Origin of the sequence: Deinococcus gobiensis I-0, assembly GCF_000252445.1 — a bacterium.
GTDB lineage: Bacteria > Deinococcota > Deinococci > Deinococcales > Deinococcaceae > Deinococcus > Deinococcus gobiensis.
The window spans coordinates 1,256,052-1,272,753 of the sequence record NC_017790.1 but is presented as its reverse complement, the minus strand read 5'-3'; the positions used below and the strand labels follow the sequence as shown (position 1 = coordinate 1,272,753).

Annotated in this window: 16 protein-coding genes; 8 read left to right on the top strand and 8 right to left on the bottom strand. The window is 70.7% G+C overall.

Annotated features, from left to right (window positions below):
- Positions 1–27: 27 nt before the first annotated feature.
- Together DGO_RS05920 and DGO_RS05915 are read right to left on the bottom strand one after the other, a co-directional pair.
- Complete coding sequence (locus DGO_RS05920; RefSeq protein WP_043801279.1) at positions 28–747, bottom strand: 3-ketoacyl-ACP reductase; 720 nt, start codon at positions 745–747, stop codon at positions 28–30.
- An 87-nt stretch (positions 748–834) separates the two neighbouring features.
- Positions 835–1,173 (bottom strand): hypothetical protein, encoded by a 339-nt coding sequence (locus DGO_RS05915; protein ID WP_145975260.1) that lies wholly within the window; start codon positions 1,171–1,173, stop codon positions 835–837.
- A 117-nt stretch (positions 1,174–1,290) separates the two neighbouring features.
- Between DGO_RS05915 and DGO_RS05910 the strand changes: the two genes are divergently transcribed.
- From DGO_RS05910 to DGO_RS05900, 3 genes are all read left to right on the top strand, one after another.
- A complete protein-coding gene (locus DGO_RS05910; protein WP_014684570.1) occupies positions 1,291–1,989 on the top strand; it encodes a c-type cytochrome in 699 nt (232 codons plus the stop codon).
- 356 nt (positions 1,990–2,345) lie between these two features.
- A complete protein-coding gene (locus DGO_RS24210) occupies positions 2,346–2,852 on the top strand; it encodes a group III truncated hemoglobin (RefSeq protein ID WP_226991472.1) in 507 nt (168 codons plus the stop codon).
- 58 nt (positions 2,853–2,910) lie between these two features.
- On the top strand, positions 2,911–4,527 hold the full coding sequence (locus DGO_RS05900; protein WP_014684569.1) for a S49 family peptidase: 1,617 nt from the start codon (positions 2,911–2,913) through the stop codon (positions 4,525–4,527).
- A 42-nt stretch (positions 4,528–4,569) separates the two neighbouring features.
- On the opposite strand, the gene DGO_RS05895 is transcribed toward DGO_RS05900, so the two are convergent.
- Together DGO_RS05895 and DGO_RS05890 are read right to left on the bottom strand one after the other, a co-directional pair.
- Entirely contained in the window at positions 4,570–6,360 is a 1,791-nt protein-coding gene (locus tag DGO_RS05895; RefSeq protein WP_043801276.1) for a M3 family oligoendopeptidase, read from the bottom strand.
- Between the two features lie 176 nt (positions 6,361–6,536).
- Positions 6,537–7,205 carry a phosphate signaling complex PhoU family protein gene (locus DGO_RS05890; protein WP_043801273.1) on the bottom strand — a complete coding sequence of 223 codons (669 nt, stop codon included), beginning with the start codon at positions 7,203–7,205 and terminating at the stop codon, positions 6,537–6,539.
- Positions 7,206–7,268: 63 nt separating this feature from the next.
- Between DGO_RS05890 and DGO_RS05885 the strand changes: the two genes are divergently transcribed.
- Positions 7,269–7,583 carry a hypothetical protein gene (locus DGO_RS05885; RefSeq protein WP_014684566.1) on the top strand — a complete coding sequence of 105 codons (315 nt, stop codon included), beginning with the start codon at positions 7,269–7,271 and terminating at the stop codon, positions 7,581–7,583.
- A gap of 61 nt (positions 7,584–7,644) precedes the next feature.
- Here the strand turns inward: DGO_RS05885 and pstB are convergent, their stop codons facing one another.
- The 4 genes from pstB to pstS form a co-directional block, all read right to left on the bottom strand.
- Complete coding sequence (gene pstB / locus DGO_RS05880) at positions 7,645–8,403, bottom strand: phosphate ABC transporter ATP-binding protein PstB (RefSeq protein WP_014684565.1); 759 nt, start codon at positions 8,401–8,403, stop codon at positions 7,645–7,647.
- A gap of 11 nt (positions 8,404–8,414) precedes the next feature.
- Positions 8,415–9,263 (bottom strand): phosphate ABC transporter permease PstA, encoded by an 849-nt coding sequence (gene pstA, locus DGO_RS05875; protein ID WP_085961118.1) that lies wholly within the window; start codon positions 9,261–9,263, stop codon positions 8,415–8,417.
- Between the two features lie 14 nt (positions 9,264–9,277).
- Positions 9,278–10,288 (bottom strand): phosphate ABC transporter permease subunit PstC, encoded by a 1,011-nt coding sequence (gene pstC / locus DGO_RS05870; protein WP_043801267.1) that lies wholly within the window; start codon positions 10,286–10,288, stop codon positions 9,278–9,280.
- 231 nt (positions 10,289–10,519) lie between these two features.
- Positions 10,520–11,551 carry a phosphate ABC transporter substrate-binding protein PstS gene (gene pstS / locus DGO_RS05865; RefSeq protein ID WP_014684561.1) on the bottom strand — a complete coding sequence of 344 codons (1,032 nt, stop codon included), beginning with the start codon at positions 11,549–11,551 and terminating at the stop codon, positions 10,520–10,522.
- A gap of 143 nt (positions 11,552–11,694) precedes the next feature.
- On the opposite strand from pstS, the gene DGO_RS05860 reads away from it, so the two are divergent.
- The 4 genes from DGO_RS05860 (at position 11,695) to DGO_RS05845 (ending at position 16,563) form a co-directional block, all read left to right on the top strand.
- On the top strand, positions 11,695–13,275 hold the full coding sequence (locus DGO_RS05860; protein WP_145975259.1) for an ABC transporter ATP-binding protein: 1,581 nt from the start codon (positions 11,695–11,697) through the stop codon (positions 13,273–13,275).
- Complete coding sequence (locus tag DGO_RS05855) at positions 13,272–14,327, top strand: ABC transporter permease (RefSeq protein WP_043801264.1); 1,056 nt, start codon at positions 13,272–13,274, stop codon at positions 14,325–14,327. The genes DGO_RS05860 and DGO_RS05855 overlap by 4 nt, the downstream gene beginning before the upstream one ends.
- A gap of 27 nt (positions 14,328–14,354) precedes the next feature.
- A complete protein-coding gene (locus DGO_RS05850) occupies positions 14,355–15,248 on the top strand; it encodes an ABC transporter permease (RefSeq protein ID WP_014684558.1) in 894 nt (297 codons plus the stop codon).
- Positions 15,249–15,387: 139 nt separating this feature from the next.
- Entirely contained in the window at positions 15,388–16,563 is a 1,176-nt protein-coding gene (locus DGO_RS05845) for a BMP family ABC transporter substrate-binding protein (protein WP_014684557.1), read from the top strand.
- Positions 16,564–16,702 lie beyond the last annotated feature (139 nt).

Here is a 16,702-nt window from a genome sequence, read left to right as displayed (position 1 = left end):
CCTGAAAAGCAGTGAAAAGAAGGGGGCTTACTGCGGGTTGGTGGTCAGCAGCGAGAGGTTGCGCACCAGGGCGCGGGCGGGCAGTTTCAGGGCGGAGACCAGCACGTCGGCCACGTCGCTCGGCTGGAGCATGTGGTCCTCGGCCCCGATCCTGAGACCCAGATTGGCGGCCAGATCGGTGTTCACGGTGCTGGGGTTGAGCAGGATCACCCGGATGTCGTGCCGACGGACCTCGGGCATCAGCGCTTCGGTCAAGGCGATCACGCCCGCCTTGGACGCCGCGTAGGCCGAGGCGGTCGCCGCGCCCTTCTCGCCGGCGGTCGAGGCGACGTTGACGATGTTGCCGCCCCCCTGCCGGACCATGTGCGGCAGCGCGGCGCGCGTGACGTAGTAGGTGCCCAGCAGGTTGACCTGGATCATGCGCTCCCAGTCTTCCGGGTCCATGTCGAGCACGCTGCCGAACTGCGCCGTTCCCGCGTTGTTCACCACGATATCCAGGCCGCCCAGGTGCTGCGCCGCCTGCGCGACGGCCGTGTCCACGGCGGCGCGGTCGGCCACGTCGGCGCTCAGGGCCAGGGTCTTTACGCCGTAGCGCCCGGCGAGGTCACCCGCCGCCGTCTCCAGGGCAGCGCGGTCCCGCGCGAGCAGCGCCACATGCACGCCCTCGCGCGCCAGCGCCTCCGCGACGGCCAGGCCGATTCCTTTGCCTGCGCCCGTCACGAGGGCCGTCTTTCCACTCAGTTCCATGCTTCTCCTTCTCCTTGTCTTTGCCGGGCGGCCCGGCCAGGTTCCCTAACCCGGCAGGAGGTGCCCGGAGCGTCGCTCTGGCCGCCCTCAGAGCAGGGCGTAGAAGCTCAGGTAGGTCGTTCCGGCGAGCTGCTGCACGGCGCGGTGGGCCGTGCGCATCTGCGAGAGGTCGCCGCGCAGGTGGCCCAGCATCTGGCCGCGCGCCCGCGCCTGCTCCTCGTCCTCCGCTTCCAGGGTGCCGAGCAGACCGATCACGTCCGTCAGGTCGCGGCACATCTCGGTCAGGAGCCGGTCGAGGTCGGCCTGCTGGTCGGCCAAGCCCCGCAGCGCACCGGAAACCGCGCGGCCCTGGGCCGGCGGAACGCGGGCAGCGTCGAGAACAGCCAGAACGTCTTGCAATCGCTGTTCTTGCTGGCCCAAGGTCATATGCCAAGGTAAACCTTCCGGGGGCCGGCCCCGCCCTCTCTAAAGGTTTGTTCTGTCCGGCAAGGGGCGCGTGCAGGGCGGGCAAACGCCCCCTGACCGTATGGTAGGCTCGGACCTATGAAGAACACGTTCGCCGTCACCATGACCCTGCTGGTGGCCCTGACTTTGGGAGGCTCGTTCCTGGGCTTCCGCAACGCCACCCACCACGAGGAAGCGGCGGCCGAGGGCCCGGCCAACTCCGGCGCGGCCGGCGTGCCCAGCGAGGAAGCCCCCAGCGCCCAGAGCGCCGCGACCGGCGAGGCCGGTGCCCCCAGCGCCCAGGGCAACGTCAAGCAGGAGAACCAGGGCGGCACCCAGGGCGGCTCGAACGGGGCCGTGGCGGCCAGCGGCGGCGCGCAGAACGGCGGCAGCACCGCCCAGGGCAGCGCGGCCACCGACGGCACCAACAATGCCGGCACCGCCCAGGCCACCACCGACAACGCCGCCGGGGCCACCGGCCAGCCCAACGCCGACAAGGCGGCGGCCCAGGCCGACACCAACGCGGCGACGGCGACCGGCGACGCCGCGGCTGGCGAGAAGGTCTTCGCGGGCAACTGCGCGGGCTGCCACGGCCAGGGCGCATCGGGCGGCATCGGCCCGGCCCTCAAGGGCGAGCTGAACCCCGGCAACTGGACGGTCGAGCAGTTCACGACCACGCTACGGGAGGGCCGCGCCCCCAACAAGACGCTCGGACAGGTCATGCCGCGCTTCACGTCCACGCAGGTCAGCGACCAGGACATCGCCAACCTGCACGCCTACTTCAAGTCGCTGGAATAAGCGGCCCGGATCTCCCGGCCCCATGGCCTCCCCCCTCCTGCTGACCACCGCGCCGCTTCCGGATAGCCCCCAGATGGGCTGGCCGGAGGCGGCGCCCCTTTCTGCGGACACGCTGGCCGGGGCCGGGGGGCTGTTCGCGGCGCACGACGGCGGCCCGGCGGCCGACCTGCGGGAACGGCCGGACCGCTGGGCGCTGCTCCAGCTCCTGAGCGGGGCGCTGCGGCGCGGCGTGCCGGTGCTGGCCTGGGGCAGCGGGGCCGCCTTGGCAGGCGCGGGCGCTGGGGGCACGGGTCCACGCGGGCCAGCCCGACTGGGCCGGGCCGCCGGCCGGAGCCACGGTCCATGCGTGGGCCGAGGTGGCCGGCAGCCTCCGCGCCCTGCACTGGGAGCTGGACCGCGTGACGGCCTGGGCGGGCCCGCAACCGCCCCCCACACTGCTGCGCGCGTTCCTGGCACGGCTGGACACCCAGCGCTCGCGGCGCCCGGCGACGCCGCTGGAGGCTGTGGGAGGCGAGGCGGCCCTGCACATCGTCCTGACCGACTTCTACGCCCGCGCGGCGCTCGACCCCCTGCTGGGACCGGTGTTCGCGGCGCACGTGCGCGACTGGCCCGCACATCTGGAACATGTCGCCGCCTTCTGGTCCACGGTGCTGGGCGGGGCCGGACCGGACGGCCCCCCCTGGCGAGGCAACCTGAATACGGTCCACGCCGGGCTGGGCATTCGTGGCGAGCATCTGGCGCGCTGGCTCGCGCTGTTCGGGCAGGCGGCGCGCGCGCACCTGCCGCCCGAGGCCGCCGCGCTGCTCACGGCCCGCGCCGGAGCGATGGGGGCGCGGCTGGGAACCGCCGGGCGGCGGTCCTGAAGCCCGGCCCGCGCGGGGTCCGCAACCCTCTCACGCCGGGGCGCGTAGTGTGCAGGGTATGGCACTCAACATTCCCTTCCTCAAGGACGACGCGCTGCCCGGCGGCGTGACCCGGCCCACCTGGGTCGTGCTGGACCTCACCGGGGCCTACCCCGAGCGCCAGCCCACGCAGCCCCTCCAGGCGCTGCTCAACCGCACCGAGACGGTCGAGGCCCTGGCCGCCCGCGCCGAGAAGCTGCGCCGCGCCGACTGGCTGCACGGCGTTCTGGTGCGCTTCAGCGAGTTCTCGGCCAGCCCGGCGACCGCCCACGCCGTCCGGGGCATCCTGGAGCGGCTCTCGGCCGACAAGCGGGTCGTGGCCTACGCGCCGCAGCTCACCATGACCACCCTGATCGCGGCGAGCGGCGCGAAGGAGATCGTCGCCCCCGAGTCGGCCGACGTGATGCTCTCGGGCTTCGGGATCGAGCAGACCTTCCTGGGCGCGTTCCTGAAAAAGCACGGCATCGAGTTCGAGAACCTGCGTATCAAGGAGTACAAGGCGGCGCTGACCCGCTTCTCGCAGGACCACATGGACGACGCCAACCGCGAGCAGCTTCAGGCCTACGTGGACGGTCTGGAGAGTGCCTGGGCCGCCGACCTCGCCCGCGCGCGTGGCGTGAGCGAGGACGTGGCCCGCGCGTGGCTCGACGACGACCTGACCTCGGCCCAGGCGGCGCTGGAAGCGGGCCTGATCACCAAGGTGGCCTACGAGGACGAGCTGATCGGCCCCGGCACACGGCCCATCGCGGCGGTCCTCGACCTCCTGATGCCGCACAAATCCGCGAACGCCAAGGCCGGCCGGATCGCCGTGGTGCCGGTGATCGGGACCATCGTGACCGGCAAGAGCAAACGCAACCCGCTGCCCCTGCCGCTGGTGGGCGGCCCGATGGCGGGGTCGGACACGGTGGTGGCCTCGCTGCGGCGCGCCAAGGAGGACAAGGCGACCAAGGCCATCGTCGTGTACGTGGACAGCGGCGGCGGCTCGGCCCTCGCCAGCGACCTGATGTGGCGCGAGATCGCCACGAGCGAGAAGCCGGTGGTCGTGGTGATGGGCGAGTACGCCGCGAGCGGCGGCTACTACCTCGCCACCCACGCGCGGCACATCGTCGCCTCGCCCTACACCCTGACCGGCAGCATCGGCGTGGTGACGGGTAAGCCGGTGTTGCAGGAATTCAACGCCCGCCAGGGCTTCAAGCCCGAGGGGGTCGGCCGTCCCCGCGCCCTGAAGTACAGCGGCGCGCGGCCCTTCAGCGCCGACGAGCGGGCCCAGATCGAGCGTGGCATTGAGGAGGTCTACGACCGCTTCACCAGCCGCGTGGCCGAGGGGCGCAAGCTTACTCAGGCCCGCGTGAACGAGATCGGGCGCGGGCGCATCTGGACCGGGCACGACGCCCTGGGCCTGGGCCTGGTGGACGAACTGGGCGACCTGCACACCGGCCTCCAGCGCGCCGCCGAGTTCGCCGGCCTCTCCTACGACGCGCCCGTGTGGAACGCCGCGCCCAAGAACAGCGGCCCCTTCCCGGAATTCGTGCAGGAGGCCGGGCAGGCGGCGTCGCTGGGCGCGGCGCTCGGCGTGTGGCCCTTCGGCCGCGAGCGCGTGCTGACCTGGCTGGACCAGGACATCCGCGTGCGCTGAGGCGGGTGCGGGGAGTGGGGGCGGCCCCACTTCCCTCCCGGTTTACAGCCCGTCCACCACCTCCACGTACGCCGCGATCTGATTGCGGATCACGTCCAGGCTGCCCTCCCAGAAGTCGGGGGCGTGCAGGTCGATACCGAAGCGCGCGGCGAGCGTGAGGGGATCGGCCAGACCGGTCGCCGAGAGCAGCTCGTCGTAGCGGCGCTGGAAGTCGGCCACGTCGCCGGCCCGCCGGGCCCCCTCGTACTGGGCGTAGAGCCCCAGGCCGAAGAGCAGCCCGAAGGTGTAGGGGTAGTTGTAGAAGCCCAGACTGTAGTAGTGCGGCTTGACTGCCCACATGTAGGGGTGCAGGGTCGCCAGGGCGTCGCCGTAGGTCTCGCGCTGCGCGCCGGTCATCAGGTCGCACAGTTCCTGCGGGGTCAGGTCGCGTTCCTCCCGCTTCTCGAAGACCGCGCGCTCGAACAGAAAGCGGCTGTGGATGTCCACGACGACCTGCGCGTGCCCCAGGAGCTGCGTCTCCAGGACATACAGGCGCTCGGCCCCGGTCGCCGTCTCCAGCGCCGCGTTCTGGATGATCGTCTCGCAGAAGATGGAGGCGGTCTCGGCCAGCGTCATGGGTGTCTCGCGTTGCAGGGGCGTGCGCGGCGCCTTGACGAGATTGTGGTAGCCGTGCCCGAGTTCGTGCGCCAGGGTCGAGACGCTGTCCAGGCTGGGGCTGTGGTTCATCAGGATGCGGCTGGCGTCGCCTGCCCAGCCCATACAGAAGGCTCCGCCCCGCTTGCCGTCACGCGGCCCGGCGTCCACCCAGTCCTCGCGGAAGGCCCGCGCGGCGAAATCGCCCAGACGGTCGCTGTAGCCCCGGAACTGCCCTTCCACGAAGTCGGCCCCGGCCGCGTAGGTCCACTCGGTCTGCGACTCGCCCAGCGGCGCGAACAGGTCCCACCAGTCCAGGGCCGGCTTGCCCAGCGCCCGCGCCTTGGCCGCGAAGTAGCGCCGGAAATCGGGCAGCGAGCGCACGACCGCGCCCTGCATGGCCTCCAGCGTCTCGCGGTCGATGCCGTGCGTGACCAGACTGGGGGCCACCGCGTCGGCGTAGCCCCGGCGGCGGGCCAGGGTGCCCTCCTCACCCTTCACGCCGTTCAGGGCGGCGGCGCAGACGAGTTCGGCACCCTGCCACACGTCCAGCTCGGCCCCGAACGCCTCCCGGCGCACCGCCTCGTCGGGGTCGGTCGCCAGGGCGCGCAGGGCGGTCACGGGCAGCCGCTCGCCCCGGTACTCGCCCGTGAGCTGGCTGGTGTAGTTGCCGTGCAGCTTGCTCCAGCCGCCCGCGCCGCTGGGCCGCAGCCGCGCGGCGAGGTCCTCCTCGGGCGGGGTCATCTGGTGGCGGGCGAGCTGGACGCTGCGCCGCAGGAAGTACTCGTGGTCGCGGGCGACCGCCGAGGCCAGGAACAGCCGGTGCAGACCCGCGTCGTCCAGGCCACCCAGCCACGCGGTCAGGCGCGAGCGCAGCGGCCCCAGCGGCAGGGCCAGGGTGGTCAGCTCGCCCATCTTCTGCTGGGCCAGGGCGTCACGGCTGTCGGTCGAGGTAAAGGCGTTCAGGTAACTGCGGACGGCCCCCAACTGCAAGGCGATACTGTTCATGCCGTCCAGCACGGTCTCCAGCGCGTCCGGCGTCACCTCGCCGCCCTGACGCACGTTCAGGCGGTCAAAGGCCGCTTCCAGCGCCGCCACGTCCGCGCGCAGCCCGGCGAGGTCGGCGGCGAGCTGCGGCGCGTCCAGACCTGGGTACAGGTCGTCGGTGCGCCAGCGGGGCATGTCCGGGATTGTGGTCATGCCGGCGAGTGTAGGACAGGCCCGGCACAGGGGGATCGGCAGTCCGGGACGGACGCGGGCCTCAGCGCCCCAGCCAGAAGCCCCACAGCACCGCGCCCAGGCTCAGCAGGGCGACGGCGGCAAACAGGACGGCGACGAGCACCCAGGGCCAGCGGCCTTTCACGCGGACCGGCCGCTCAGGGCGTAGGCGCGGGCGGCGCGGTGCCCAGCACCAGGGCTTCGAGGCGCTCGGCCACGTTCACGAGATGGTCGCCCAGGCGCTCGAGGTTGCGGGCCATGCGGCTGGCGGTCAGGGCGACCTCCACGTCCTCGGGGCGCTCGACCAGCCGGGTCAGGCTGGCGCGCTGCATCTGCTCGTACAGGGCGTCCACCTGCTCGAAATCCAGCACCATGACCTCGCGGGCCGCCGCCACGTCGCGCTCGGCGAAGGCGTAGGCGAGGCGCTCGACCATGACCGACAGCAGCCTCACCAGGGGCAGCACGTCCTGCAGGGTGGCGCTGCGGGCGCGCGGCGCGAAGGTCTCCAGGTCGCGCGCCACCGAGAAGGCGTAGTCGCCCACCCGTTCCAGGTTGGTCAGGCTGCGAAAGACCATGAGATAGAAGCCCAGATCGCCCTTGACGCAGCCCGAGAAGGCCGCCAGACACGCTTCCTCGATCTCGCGTTCCAGCGCGTCGGTCTCTCGCTCCAGCACCTTGGCCCGTGCGCCCAGGCCCGCGAACTCGGCGCGGGTATTGGCGTCGCGCACCGCGTCGAGCTGTTCGAGCGTAATGCTGAGCATCCGCAGGAAACGCCCCGTGACAAAGGAGCGGTCCCCCTGCACTCCTGCTGCCGCCAGGTCCGTCATGTCGCCCAATATCTCACCTTCATGTGACGGGCAGGTCAGGATGGCCTCACTTTAGGATGAGCCATGGCTTACAAACTGATCGACTACAAGGGACAGGGCTTCGTGGTGATGGGCGCGGCCGAGTTCCGGCGCTGGCAGGACCACCTTGAGCGCCGCTTCGACGACAGCGGCGACGCCGGGCACGCCCACCTGCATGTGCATGTGGCCGGCGAGGACCGCCGCTACCCCGACGTGGACACCTACCTCGCCGAGTTCCAGGTGCGCGACATCACCGAGGCCGATGCCCAGGCGCTCACGCGGCTCTTTCCGGTCGACCACGACGCCCACGCCGCGTGGTACGGCCAGCACGAGATCTTCCAGCCCTTCGCGGGCAAGTGACCCGACAAGGAGGCCGCCCCCGGCCGGAAGGCACCGGGGGCGGCCTCGTCGCAGAGGAGCTTCAGCCGAAGCGGCCCGTCACGTAGGCCTCGGTGCGCTCGTCGCGCGGCGTCTGGAAAATCTGGGCGGTCTGCCCGTGCTCGACGAGATCACCGTTGAGGAAAAACGAGGTCGTGTCGCTCACACGCGCGGCCTGGTGCATGTTGTGGGTCACGATGACGATGGTCGTGACCTTCTTGAGGTCGCTCATCAGGTCCTCGATCTTGGCGGTGCTGGCCGGGTCGAGCGCCGAGGTCGGCTCGTCCATGAGCAGGATCTCGGGTTCGACCGCGAGCGCGCGGGCGATGCACAGGCGCTGCTGCTGCCCGCCCGAGAGGCCGGTGGCCGGGGTCTTGAGGCGGTCCTTGACCTCCTCCCACAGGGCGGCCCCGCGCAGCGAGCGCTCGGCGATCTCCATCAGGCGCTTGTTGTCGCGCATCCCCGCGAGCTTGAGGCCCGAAACCACGTTGTCGAACACGCTCATGGTCGGAAAGGGGTTGGGCTTCTGGAACACCATGCCCACGCGGCGGCGCATGTTCACCGGGTCCACGCCGGGGCTGTAGATGTTCTCGCCGTCGAGCAGGATGGTGCCGGTCACGCGCGCGCCGGGCGTCAGGTCGTGCATGCGGTTGATGGCGCGCAGGAAGGTGGTCTTGCCACAGCCCGAGGGGCCGATCAGGGCGTTCACGCTGCCCTGGGTCACGTTGAGGTTGACGTTCTTCACGGCGTGCTTGTCGCCGTAGTAGATGTTCACGTCCTGGGCACTGAGCAGGTGGGTCATGGCGTCTCCGGTTATTTCCGGCGGCTGAAACGCCGCGCGAGCAGGCTGGTGGCGAAGATGATCAGGATGAGCAGCAGCGCGCCGGCCTTGGCCATGCGCTGGTTCTCGTCGTAGGCGCTGGTGGCCCCGCGGTAGATCTCCAGCGGCAGCGCGCTCATGGGTTTGGTGGGGTCCACGTTCACGAGGTTGTTGCCGAAGGCCGTGAACAGCAGCGGCGCGGCTTCCCCAGCCACGCGGGCCAGCGCCAGCATGACGCCGGTGACGATCCCCCCGGCGGCGGCGGGCAGCACGATCTTCAGGGTCACGAGCCACTTGGGCAGGCCCAGCGCCAGTCCGGCCTCGCGCACGGTCTGCGGCACGAGCTTGAGGACTTCCTCGCTGGTGCGCACCACGATGGGGATCATCAGGAAGCCCAGCGCCAGCGCGCCCGCCAGCCCCGAGAACCCGAAGCGCAGCACGATCAGGCCGTAGGCGACCAGACCCATCACGATGGCCGGAATGCCCGCGAGCACGTCACTGATCATGCGGATGGAGGGCATCAGGGGATGGCGGGGATACTCGGCCAGGAAGATGCCGCCGGCCACGCCCACGCCCACGCCGATGACCGAGGCCATCGCCAGCATTTCCAGGCTGCCCAGGATGGCGTTCAGGAGGCCGCCGCCCGACTCGCCCTCGGGGGCCGGGGTCTTGGTGAAGAAGTCGAGGTTCATGGCCCCCAGGCCCTCGCGCACCAGGTACGCGAAGATCAGGATGAGCGGCGCGACCACGATCAGGGTGGCGAGGAGAATCAGGCCGCCCATCAGCATGTTGCGGGCGCGGCGGGCCGGCGAGAGACCGGTCTTGCGGCTCTGGGCCGTCATGGTGCTGACCCCCATCACTGGATCCCCTTCGGCGTCAGCCGGGCGATGATCAGCCGGGCGACGTAATTCACGACCACACTCAGGAAGAACAGGGTCAGGCCCAGGGTCACGACGCTGGAGCGGTGCAACAGTTCCTGCGCGTCCCCGAACTGGTTGGCGATGACCGAGGCCATGGTGCTGGCGTTGCCCCAGATGCTGCGGATCACGTCCTGGCTGTCCCCGATGACCATCGCCACCGCGAGCGTCTCGCCCAGGGCGCGCCCGAGCGCCAGGATCACGCCGCCCATGATGCCCGCGCGGGCGTAGGGCAGGATGGCGCGCGAGATGACTTCCCATTTGGTCGCGCCCAGGGCGTACATCGCTTCACGCTGGTCGGCGGGCACCAGCCGGATCACGTCACGCGCCACGCTGGCGGTGTAGGGCAGGATCATGACGGTCAGGATGATGATGGCGAGCGCCAGCCCGCGCCCCGCGCCGCTGTTGGGCACGAAGAAGCACTGCAGGGTGGTCTGGTTCTCGGCCCACAGCGCGGCGCACTTGGTGTACAGCGCCAGACGCTCGGGGTACTCGGGGCTGAAGAAGGTGGTCTGCCAGCGCGCCAGGATGGGCGCGATCACGAACAGGGCCCACAGGCCGTACACCACGCTGGGCACGGCGGCCAGCAGCTCGATGAGGTAGCCGACCGGATTCGCCAGCCACTTGGGCGCGTACTCGGCGACGAACAGGGCGCTGGCGATGGCGAGCGGCACACTGATGGCGAGCGCCACGAGGCTGGTGATCAGCGTGCCCGCGATCATGGCGGCTGCGCCGTACTGCCCGCTGACCGGATTCCAGGTGCGCTGCGTGAAGAACTCCACGCCGATACGCGACAGGGCGGGCCAGGACTCGCGGCCCAGCTGGTACACGCTCAGCACGAACACCAGCACGATCACGGCGGCGAGCAGCAGGATGACCCACTCGAACGTCCGGTCGCTGCTACTCGACAGGCGGGCGGGGGTGGACGGTCTTCGGACTGGTTCAATCATGGTGTCATGACCCTCCGGGTCGGGTTCCTCACAGTTCACCGGGCAAACGTCAGCACACGGTCAGCCGGGGCAGATGCGGCGGCAGGAAAACGGGCGGCCCCACCTCGGAGGCCGCCCAGTGGACGTTCGGTATTGGTGTGCGGACAGGCGGGGTCAGGGGCACTTCGGCGCCTTCGCCCGGCCTGCTGGCCCTGCCCGGCGTCAGGGGGAACGTCCCCCTGATCCGGAGACTCAGAGCTTCTTGCCGCCGTAGGTCATCGTGTTGATGATGCTCTTGGCCTTGTTGGCGACGGCCGAGGGCAGCTTGGCGTAGTCCAGGGGCTCGTTGTACTGCTGGCCCGAGGTGACCATCCAGGTCAGCAGCTTCTGGAGGGCTTCGGCCTGGGCCTCGGTCCGCGTGCCGTACTTCTGGTCCTGGTAGAAGATGACGTAGGTGAAGCTGGCGATGGGGTAGGCGTCGGCGTTGGCGCTGTTGGTCAGGCTGACGCGGGTGTCGGCGGGGATGACCACGCCGTTGGCGGCCAGGGCGGCGGGGCCGTTGTCGGCCACCACGAACTTGCCGGCGCGGTTCTTGACGCTGCCGAAGGTCAGCTTGTTCTGCTTGGCGTATACCAGTTCGACGTAGCCGATGGCGCCGGGGGTGCTCTTGACCACGCCCGCCACGCCGTCGTTGCCCTTGGCGCCGGTGCCGACCGGCCACGACAGGCTGTTGCCCACGCCGACCTTGGTCTTCCACTCGCTGCTGACCTTGCTCAGGTAGTCCGAGAACACGTAGGTCGTGCCCGAGCCGTCGCTGCGGCGCGCCACCGTGATGGGCAGGGGAGGAATGGTCACGCCGGGGTTGAGCTTGGCGATGGCGGCGTCGTTCCAGGTCTTGATCTTGCCGAGGTAGATGTTCGCCAGGGTCGCGCCGTCGAACTTCAGGGCGGCGGTCACGCCGGGCAGGTTGTAGGCGGGCACCACGGCGCCGATGGCGGTGGGCACGTGCAGCAGCTTGGCGGGCGCGGCCTTCATGGCGTCGTCGCTCATGGGGTTGTCGCTGCCCGCGAAGTCCACGGTGCGTTCGGTGATCTGCTTCTGGCCCGCGCCGCTGCCCACCGACTGGTAGTTCACGCTGACGCCCTGGGCGTTCTTGTACTCGGCGAACATCTTGCTGTACAGCGGGTAGGGGAAGCTCGCGCCCGCGCCGGTCAGGCTGGTTTGTGCGGCGGCGGTGCTGACGGTCGACACCAGGGCCAGGCCCAGGAGGAAGCTCTTCTTCATGGCTGACAGAATGGGGGCGCTCTGTCAGCCCGGCGTCACTTCCATGTCATGGAACGGTCAGCCGCCAGGGGCTGCGCCGGGCGGATTCGGTGACATTTAGGTGAGCTTAACCTTCGGGCGCGCTTTCCTGGCAACATACGCAGGTGAACGACCCTCACCTCCCCCCCCCAGGAGCACCGCCCCCCGCCCTGCGTCTGCGCAGCATCACCAAACGTTTTCCGGGCGTGGTCGCCAACGACGCGGTGGACCTGATCGTCCACGCGGGCGAGGTCCTGGCCCTGCTGGGCGAAAACGGCGCGGGCAAGAGCACCCTGATCTCGATCCTGTACGGCCTGTATCAGCCCGACGAGGGCGCGGTCGAGCTGGCGGGGCGGCCCGTCCGCATCGGCAGCCCGGCGCAGGCCCGCAAACTGGGCATCGGGCTGGTGCCGCAGCACCCGCTGCTCGTGGCGCGCCACAGCGTCGCCGAGAACCTCGCGCTGGGCGGGGGGACGGGCCTCTTTCCGGCGCGGGGCGTGGCGGGGCGCATCCGCGAGCTGTCGGCGCGCTACGGGCTGGAGGTGGACCCCGGCGCGCGCGTGGCCGACCTCTCGCCCGGCGAGAAGCAGCGCGTGGAGATCGTGCGGGCGCTGCTGGGCGGGGCACGGGTGCTGATCCTCGACGAGCCGACCTCGGTCCTGACCCCGCAGGAGGCCGAGGGGCTGTTCCGGGTGATGCGGGAACTGAAGGCCGACGGCCGCAGCCTCATCTTCATCTCGCACAAACTCGGCGAGGTGCTGGCGGTCGCCGACCGCGTGACCGTGCTGCGCCGGGGCAAGGTGGTGGGCGGCGTGCCCACGGCCGGGGCCACCCGCGAGAGCCTCGCGGAGCTGATGGTGGGCCGCAGCGTGGACTTCGCCCGCAAACGCGGCGCGGCGCCCGGCGAGACGGACGCCCTGCTCAGCGTGCGTGACCTGCGCGCCGACGGCTCGCGCGGCCTGCCCGCCCTGCGCGGCGTGAGTTTCGAGCTGCGCCGGGGCGAGGTGCTGGGCGTGGCGGGCATCGCGGGCAACGGCCAGAGCGAACTCGTCGAGGTACTCGCGGGCCTGCACCCGGCGACCGGCGAGGCGGTGCTCGACGGCCAACCGCTGACGGGCGGTGCCGACGAGCGCTTCCGGCGGGGCGTGGCGCACATCCCCGAGGACCGCATCCACAGCGGCACGGTGCCGAGCATGACGGTGGCCGACAATCTCGCCCTGCGCGCCTACGACCGCGCTCCCCTGGCACGCGGGCTGGCCCGCGACCTCGGCGCGGTGGACGCGGCGGCGCGCCGCGATGTCGAGGCCTACAACGTCGCCACCCCCGGCATCCACACCCAGAGCCGGCTGCTGAGCGGCGGCAACATCCAGAAACTGATCCTGGCGCGCGAGCTGGCCGGGTCGCCCAAGCTGATCCTGGCCGTGCATCCGACCTACGGGCTGGACATCGGCGCAACCGACCAGGTCCACCGCGCGCTGCTGGAGCGCACCGCTTCGGGCGCGGGCGTGCTGCTCGTCAGCGAGGACCTCGACGAGTTGCTCAGCCTGTCCGACCGCGTGGCGGTGATGGTCGGCGGCACGTTGCAGGGGCCCTTCCCGGTGGCCGAGGTCACGCGTGAGTCGCTGGGCCTCCTGATGGGCGGCGCGCACCCGCACAGCCTGCCGGGCGCGGCGCAGGGTGAGGGCGTGGCGGGGGGTGCGGCGTGAGGTTCGTTCCGCTTGCCTCTCCCCCGCCGGCCCGCGCGGCACTGGTCACGCTGGCGTCGGTCGCCGTGGCGCTGGCGCTGTGCGCGCTGGTCTTCGTGTTCTACGGCGTCTCGCCCGCCGAGGTGTACAGCACCATGCTGCGCGGCACGCTGGCGGACCCCACCGGGCTGGCCGAGGTCGGGCGGCGCACCATTCCGCTGCTGCTGGTCGGGGCGGGGCTGTCGCTGGCCTTCCGGGCGCAGTTCTTCAATATCGGGGCCGAGGGACAGCTGCTGCTGGGGGCCGTGTTCGCGGCGGGCACGGCCTTGTTCGTGCCGCTGCCGGGGCCGCTGCTGCTGCCGGCCGTGTTCGTGATGGGCTTTGTCGGCGGCGGGCTGTGGGCGCTCCTGGCCGCGTGGCTGCGCCGCCTGAACGTCAACGAGATCCTCTCGACCCTGATGCTCAACTACGTCGCCGTGGCGGTCGTGACCTACCTGATCGCCGGGCCCTGGAAGGGCAAGGACGTGCGCGGCTACATCTACACCGACACCTTCCCCGAGGCCGCCAACCTGCCGGTGCTGGGCGGCACGCAGGTCCACTGGCCCACGCTGCTGCTGGGCGTGGTGCTGGCGCTGGGGCTGCAATGGCTGCTGTCGCGCTCCACTTTCGGCTACGCGCTGCGGGTGGTCGGCGAGAACCCCGGCGCGGCGCGCTACGCGGGCCTGAGCGCGGCGCGGGTCGTGACCATCGTCGCCCTGCTCACCGGTGGGCTGGCGGGGCTGGCGGGCGCGGGCGAGGTGGCGGGCATCCACCACCGCCTGCTCGAAGCGGGCCAGATCAGCCTGGGCTACGGCTTCACGGCCGTCATCGTGGCGTGGCTGGCGCGCGGCAACCCGGCCCTGTGCCTGATCACCGCGCCGGTGATGGCCGTCATCCTGGCGGGGGGCGACCTCCTCAAGATCGACCTGAACATGCCCTTCCGGGTGGTGGACGTGTTCTCGGGCGTCATCCTGCTGTGCCTGATCGCCTCGGAGGTCTTCGTGCGCCACCGCGTGCAGTGGAGCCGGGCGTGAGGGGCTTTTTCTTTCCGGAGGTCGTGCATGGATAACGTCTTTCTCGAGGCCCTGGTGCGGGCACTGGCCGTGGGTACGCCGCTGCTGCTCGCCTGCCTGGGCGCGGTGGTCAACGAGCGCGCGGGCATCGTGAACCTCGGCGTCGAGGGCATGATGGCGGTCGGGGCGCTGGCCGCCTTCGCGGTCGCCTCGGCCTCGCCCGACGCGAACCTGTGGCTGGCGGTGGGCGCGGCGATGCTGGCGGGGGCGGCCCTCTCGGCGCTGCACGCCTTCGCCACCGTCACCCTGCGCGCCAACCAGTTCGTCAGCGGGCTGGCGCTGGCCCTCATCGGCACCGGGGCGGCGGGCCTGCTCGGCAAGCGCTTCGAGGGCATGCCGCTGTTCAACAAGGTGCCCGACTGGACGCTGGGCGGCCTGACGATCAGCCCGTTCACGGTCGCGGCGCTGCTGCTGGCCGGCGCCCTGGCCTTCTTCCTGAACTCGACCCGGCCGGGCCTGACCCTGCGCTCGGTGGGCGAGAATCCGGCGGCGGCCGACGTGCTGGGCGTGAACGTGGGCGCGGTGCGCGTGCTGGCCGTGCTGGCCGGGGGCGCGCTCTCGGGGCTGGCCGGGGCCTTCCTGGCGCTGTCGTACCGGGCCTCCTGGGCCGACAACATGACGGCGGGCCTGGGCTGGATCGCGGTCGCGCTGGTGATCTTCGTGGGCTGGCGGCCGCTGCGCGCGGTGTGGGGCTCGCTGTTTTTCGGGGTGCTGTATTACCTCCAGTTCCGGCTCCAGGGCAACAGCCCCGTGCCGCCGGAGGTCTTCAGCGCCATGCCCTTCGTGCTCGTGCTCGTGGTGCTCGCCATCGCGGGGCGCCGGGGGCAGCAGGGCGACGCCCCCGCCGCCCTGGGCCTGCCCTACCTGCGCGGCGAACGCTGAGTGACAGCAGGCACGGAATCGGAGGTTGACAGCTGCAACCCCCGGAATTTCGTGCCGATTGTCCAGATTCCGCCGGACAGCTGGGCAGAAATAAAGCTAGACTTGATCCAGAACTCATCTTTCCGACCCTGGAGACGCCATGAACAAACTGCTGATGAACACGATGTCCCTCTCGCTGGTGCTCCTGAGCACCGCTGTCAGCCCCGCCGCGCAGGCGCAGGGCACGGCGGGCGGCAAGCTCAAGGCCTGCTTCATCTACGTCGGGCCAGTGGGCGACATCGGCTGGAGCTACGCGCACGACGTGGCCCGCAAGAACGCCGAGAAGGCGCTGCCCTGGCTGGAGACCAAGTACGTCGAGAGCGTGCCCGAGGGTCAGGCGACTCCGGTCATCGACCGCCTCGTCAAGGACAACTGCCAGGTCATCTTCACGACCTCCTTCGGCTTCATGGACCAGACGCTGGAGGCCGCCAAGAAGTACCCCAACGTGATCTTCGCGCACGCCAGCGGGTTCAAGCGCGCGCCCAACATGGCGACCTACATGGCCGACTTCTACCAGCTCTACTACCTCAACGGCATGATGGCCGCCGCGATCAGCAAGACCGGCAAGCTGGGCTACGTGGGCGCCTTCCCGGTGCCCGAGGTCAAGCGCCACATGAGCGCCTTCGCGCTCGGCGCGCGCGCCGTGAACCCCAAGGCCACCGTGAACGTCAAGTGGATCAACGCCTGGGTGGACCCGAACAAGGCCCGCGAGGCCGCCGAGGCCCTGATCGGCGAGGGTGCCGACGCCCTGGCCTTCACCGAGGACACCGCGAGCGTGGTCCAGACGGCCGCCGCGCGCAAGATTCCCTCCTTCGCGCACTACTCGCCCATGTACAAGTTCGCCCCCGACTACGTGGTCAGCGGCCAGCTCGTCCACTGGGACAAGATCTACATCGACTTCCTGACCAAGGTCCACACCGGCACCTACACCGCCAAGAACCTCCAGAACGTGGACTACTGGAACCTGATGCGCGGCGGCGGCGTGGAGCTGGGCACCCAGGACGGCATGGCGATCAATCCCAAGTGGGTTCCGGCCCTCAAGGCCGCCAAGATGACCGTGAACGGCAAGCAGGTCAGCGTCTACGACCGCGTCATGGCCCTCAAGGCCGACATGGAGAAGGGCGGCAAGTTCGACCCCTTCACCGGCCCCATCAAGGACCGCAACGGCGTGGCCCGCGTGCCCGCCGGCAAGGTCATGAGCGTGGGCGACCTGAACAACATGAGCTGGGTCGCCCCCGGCATCGTGGGTCAGGTGGCGGACGAGCCGAAGAAATGAAGTAGGGCGTGGGTACTGGGAAAGAGAAACCTCCCCGGCACCCGCCAGAGAGAAGGCCCGCCGGGAACACTGGCGGGCCTTCTCTCTGGTCTCGGGGCCGGGAGGGCCGGAACCCCTCGGCGCCCAGCCCCCTCCTGCA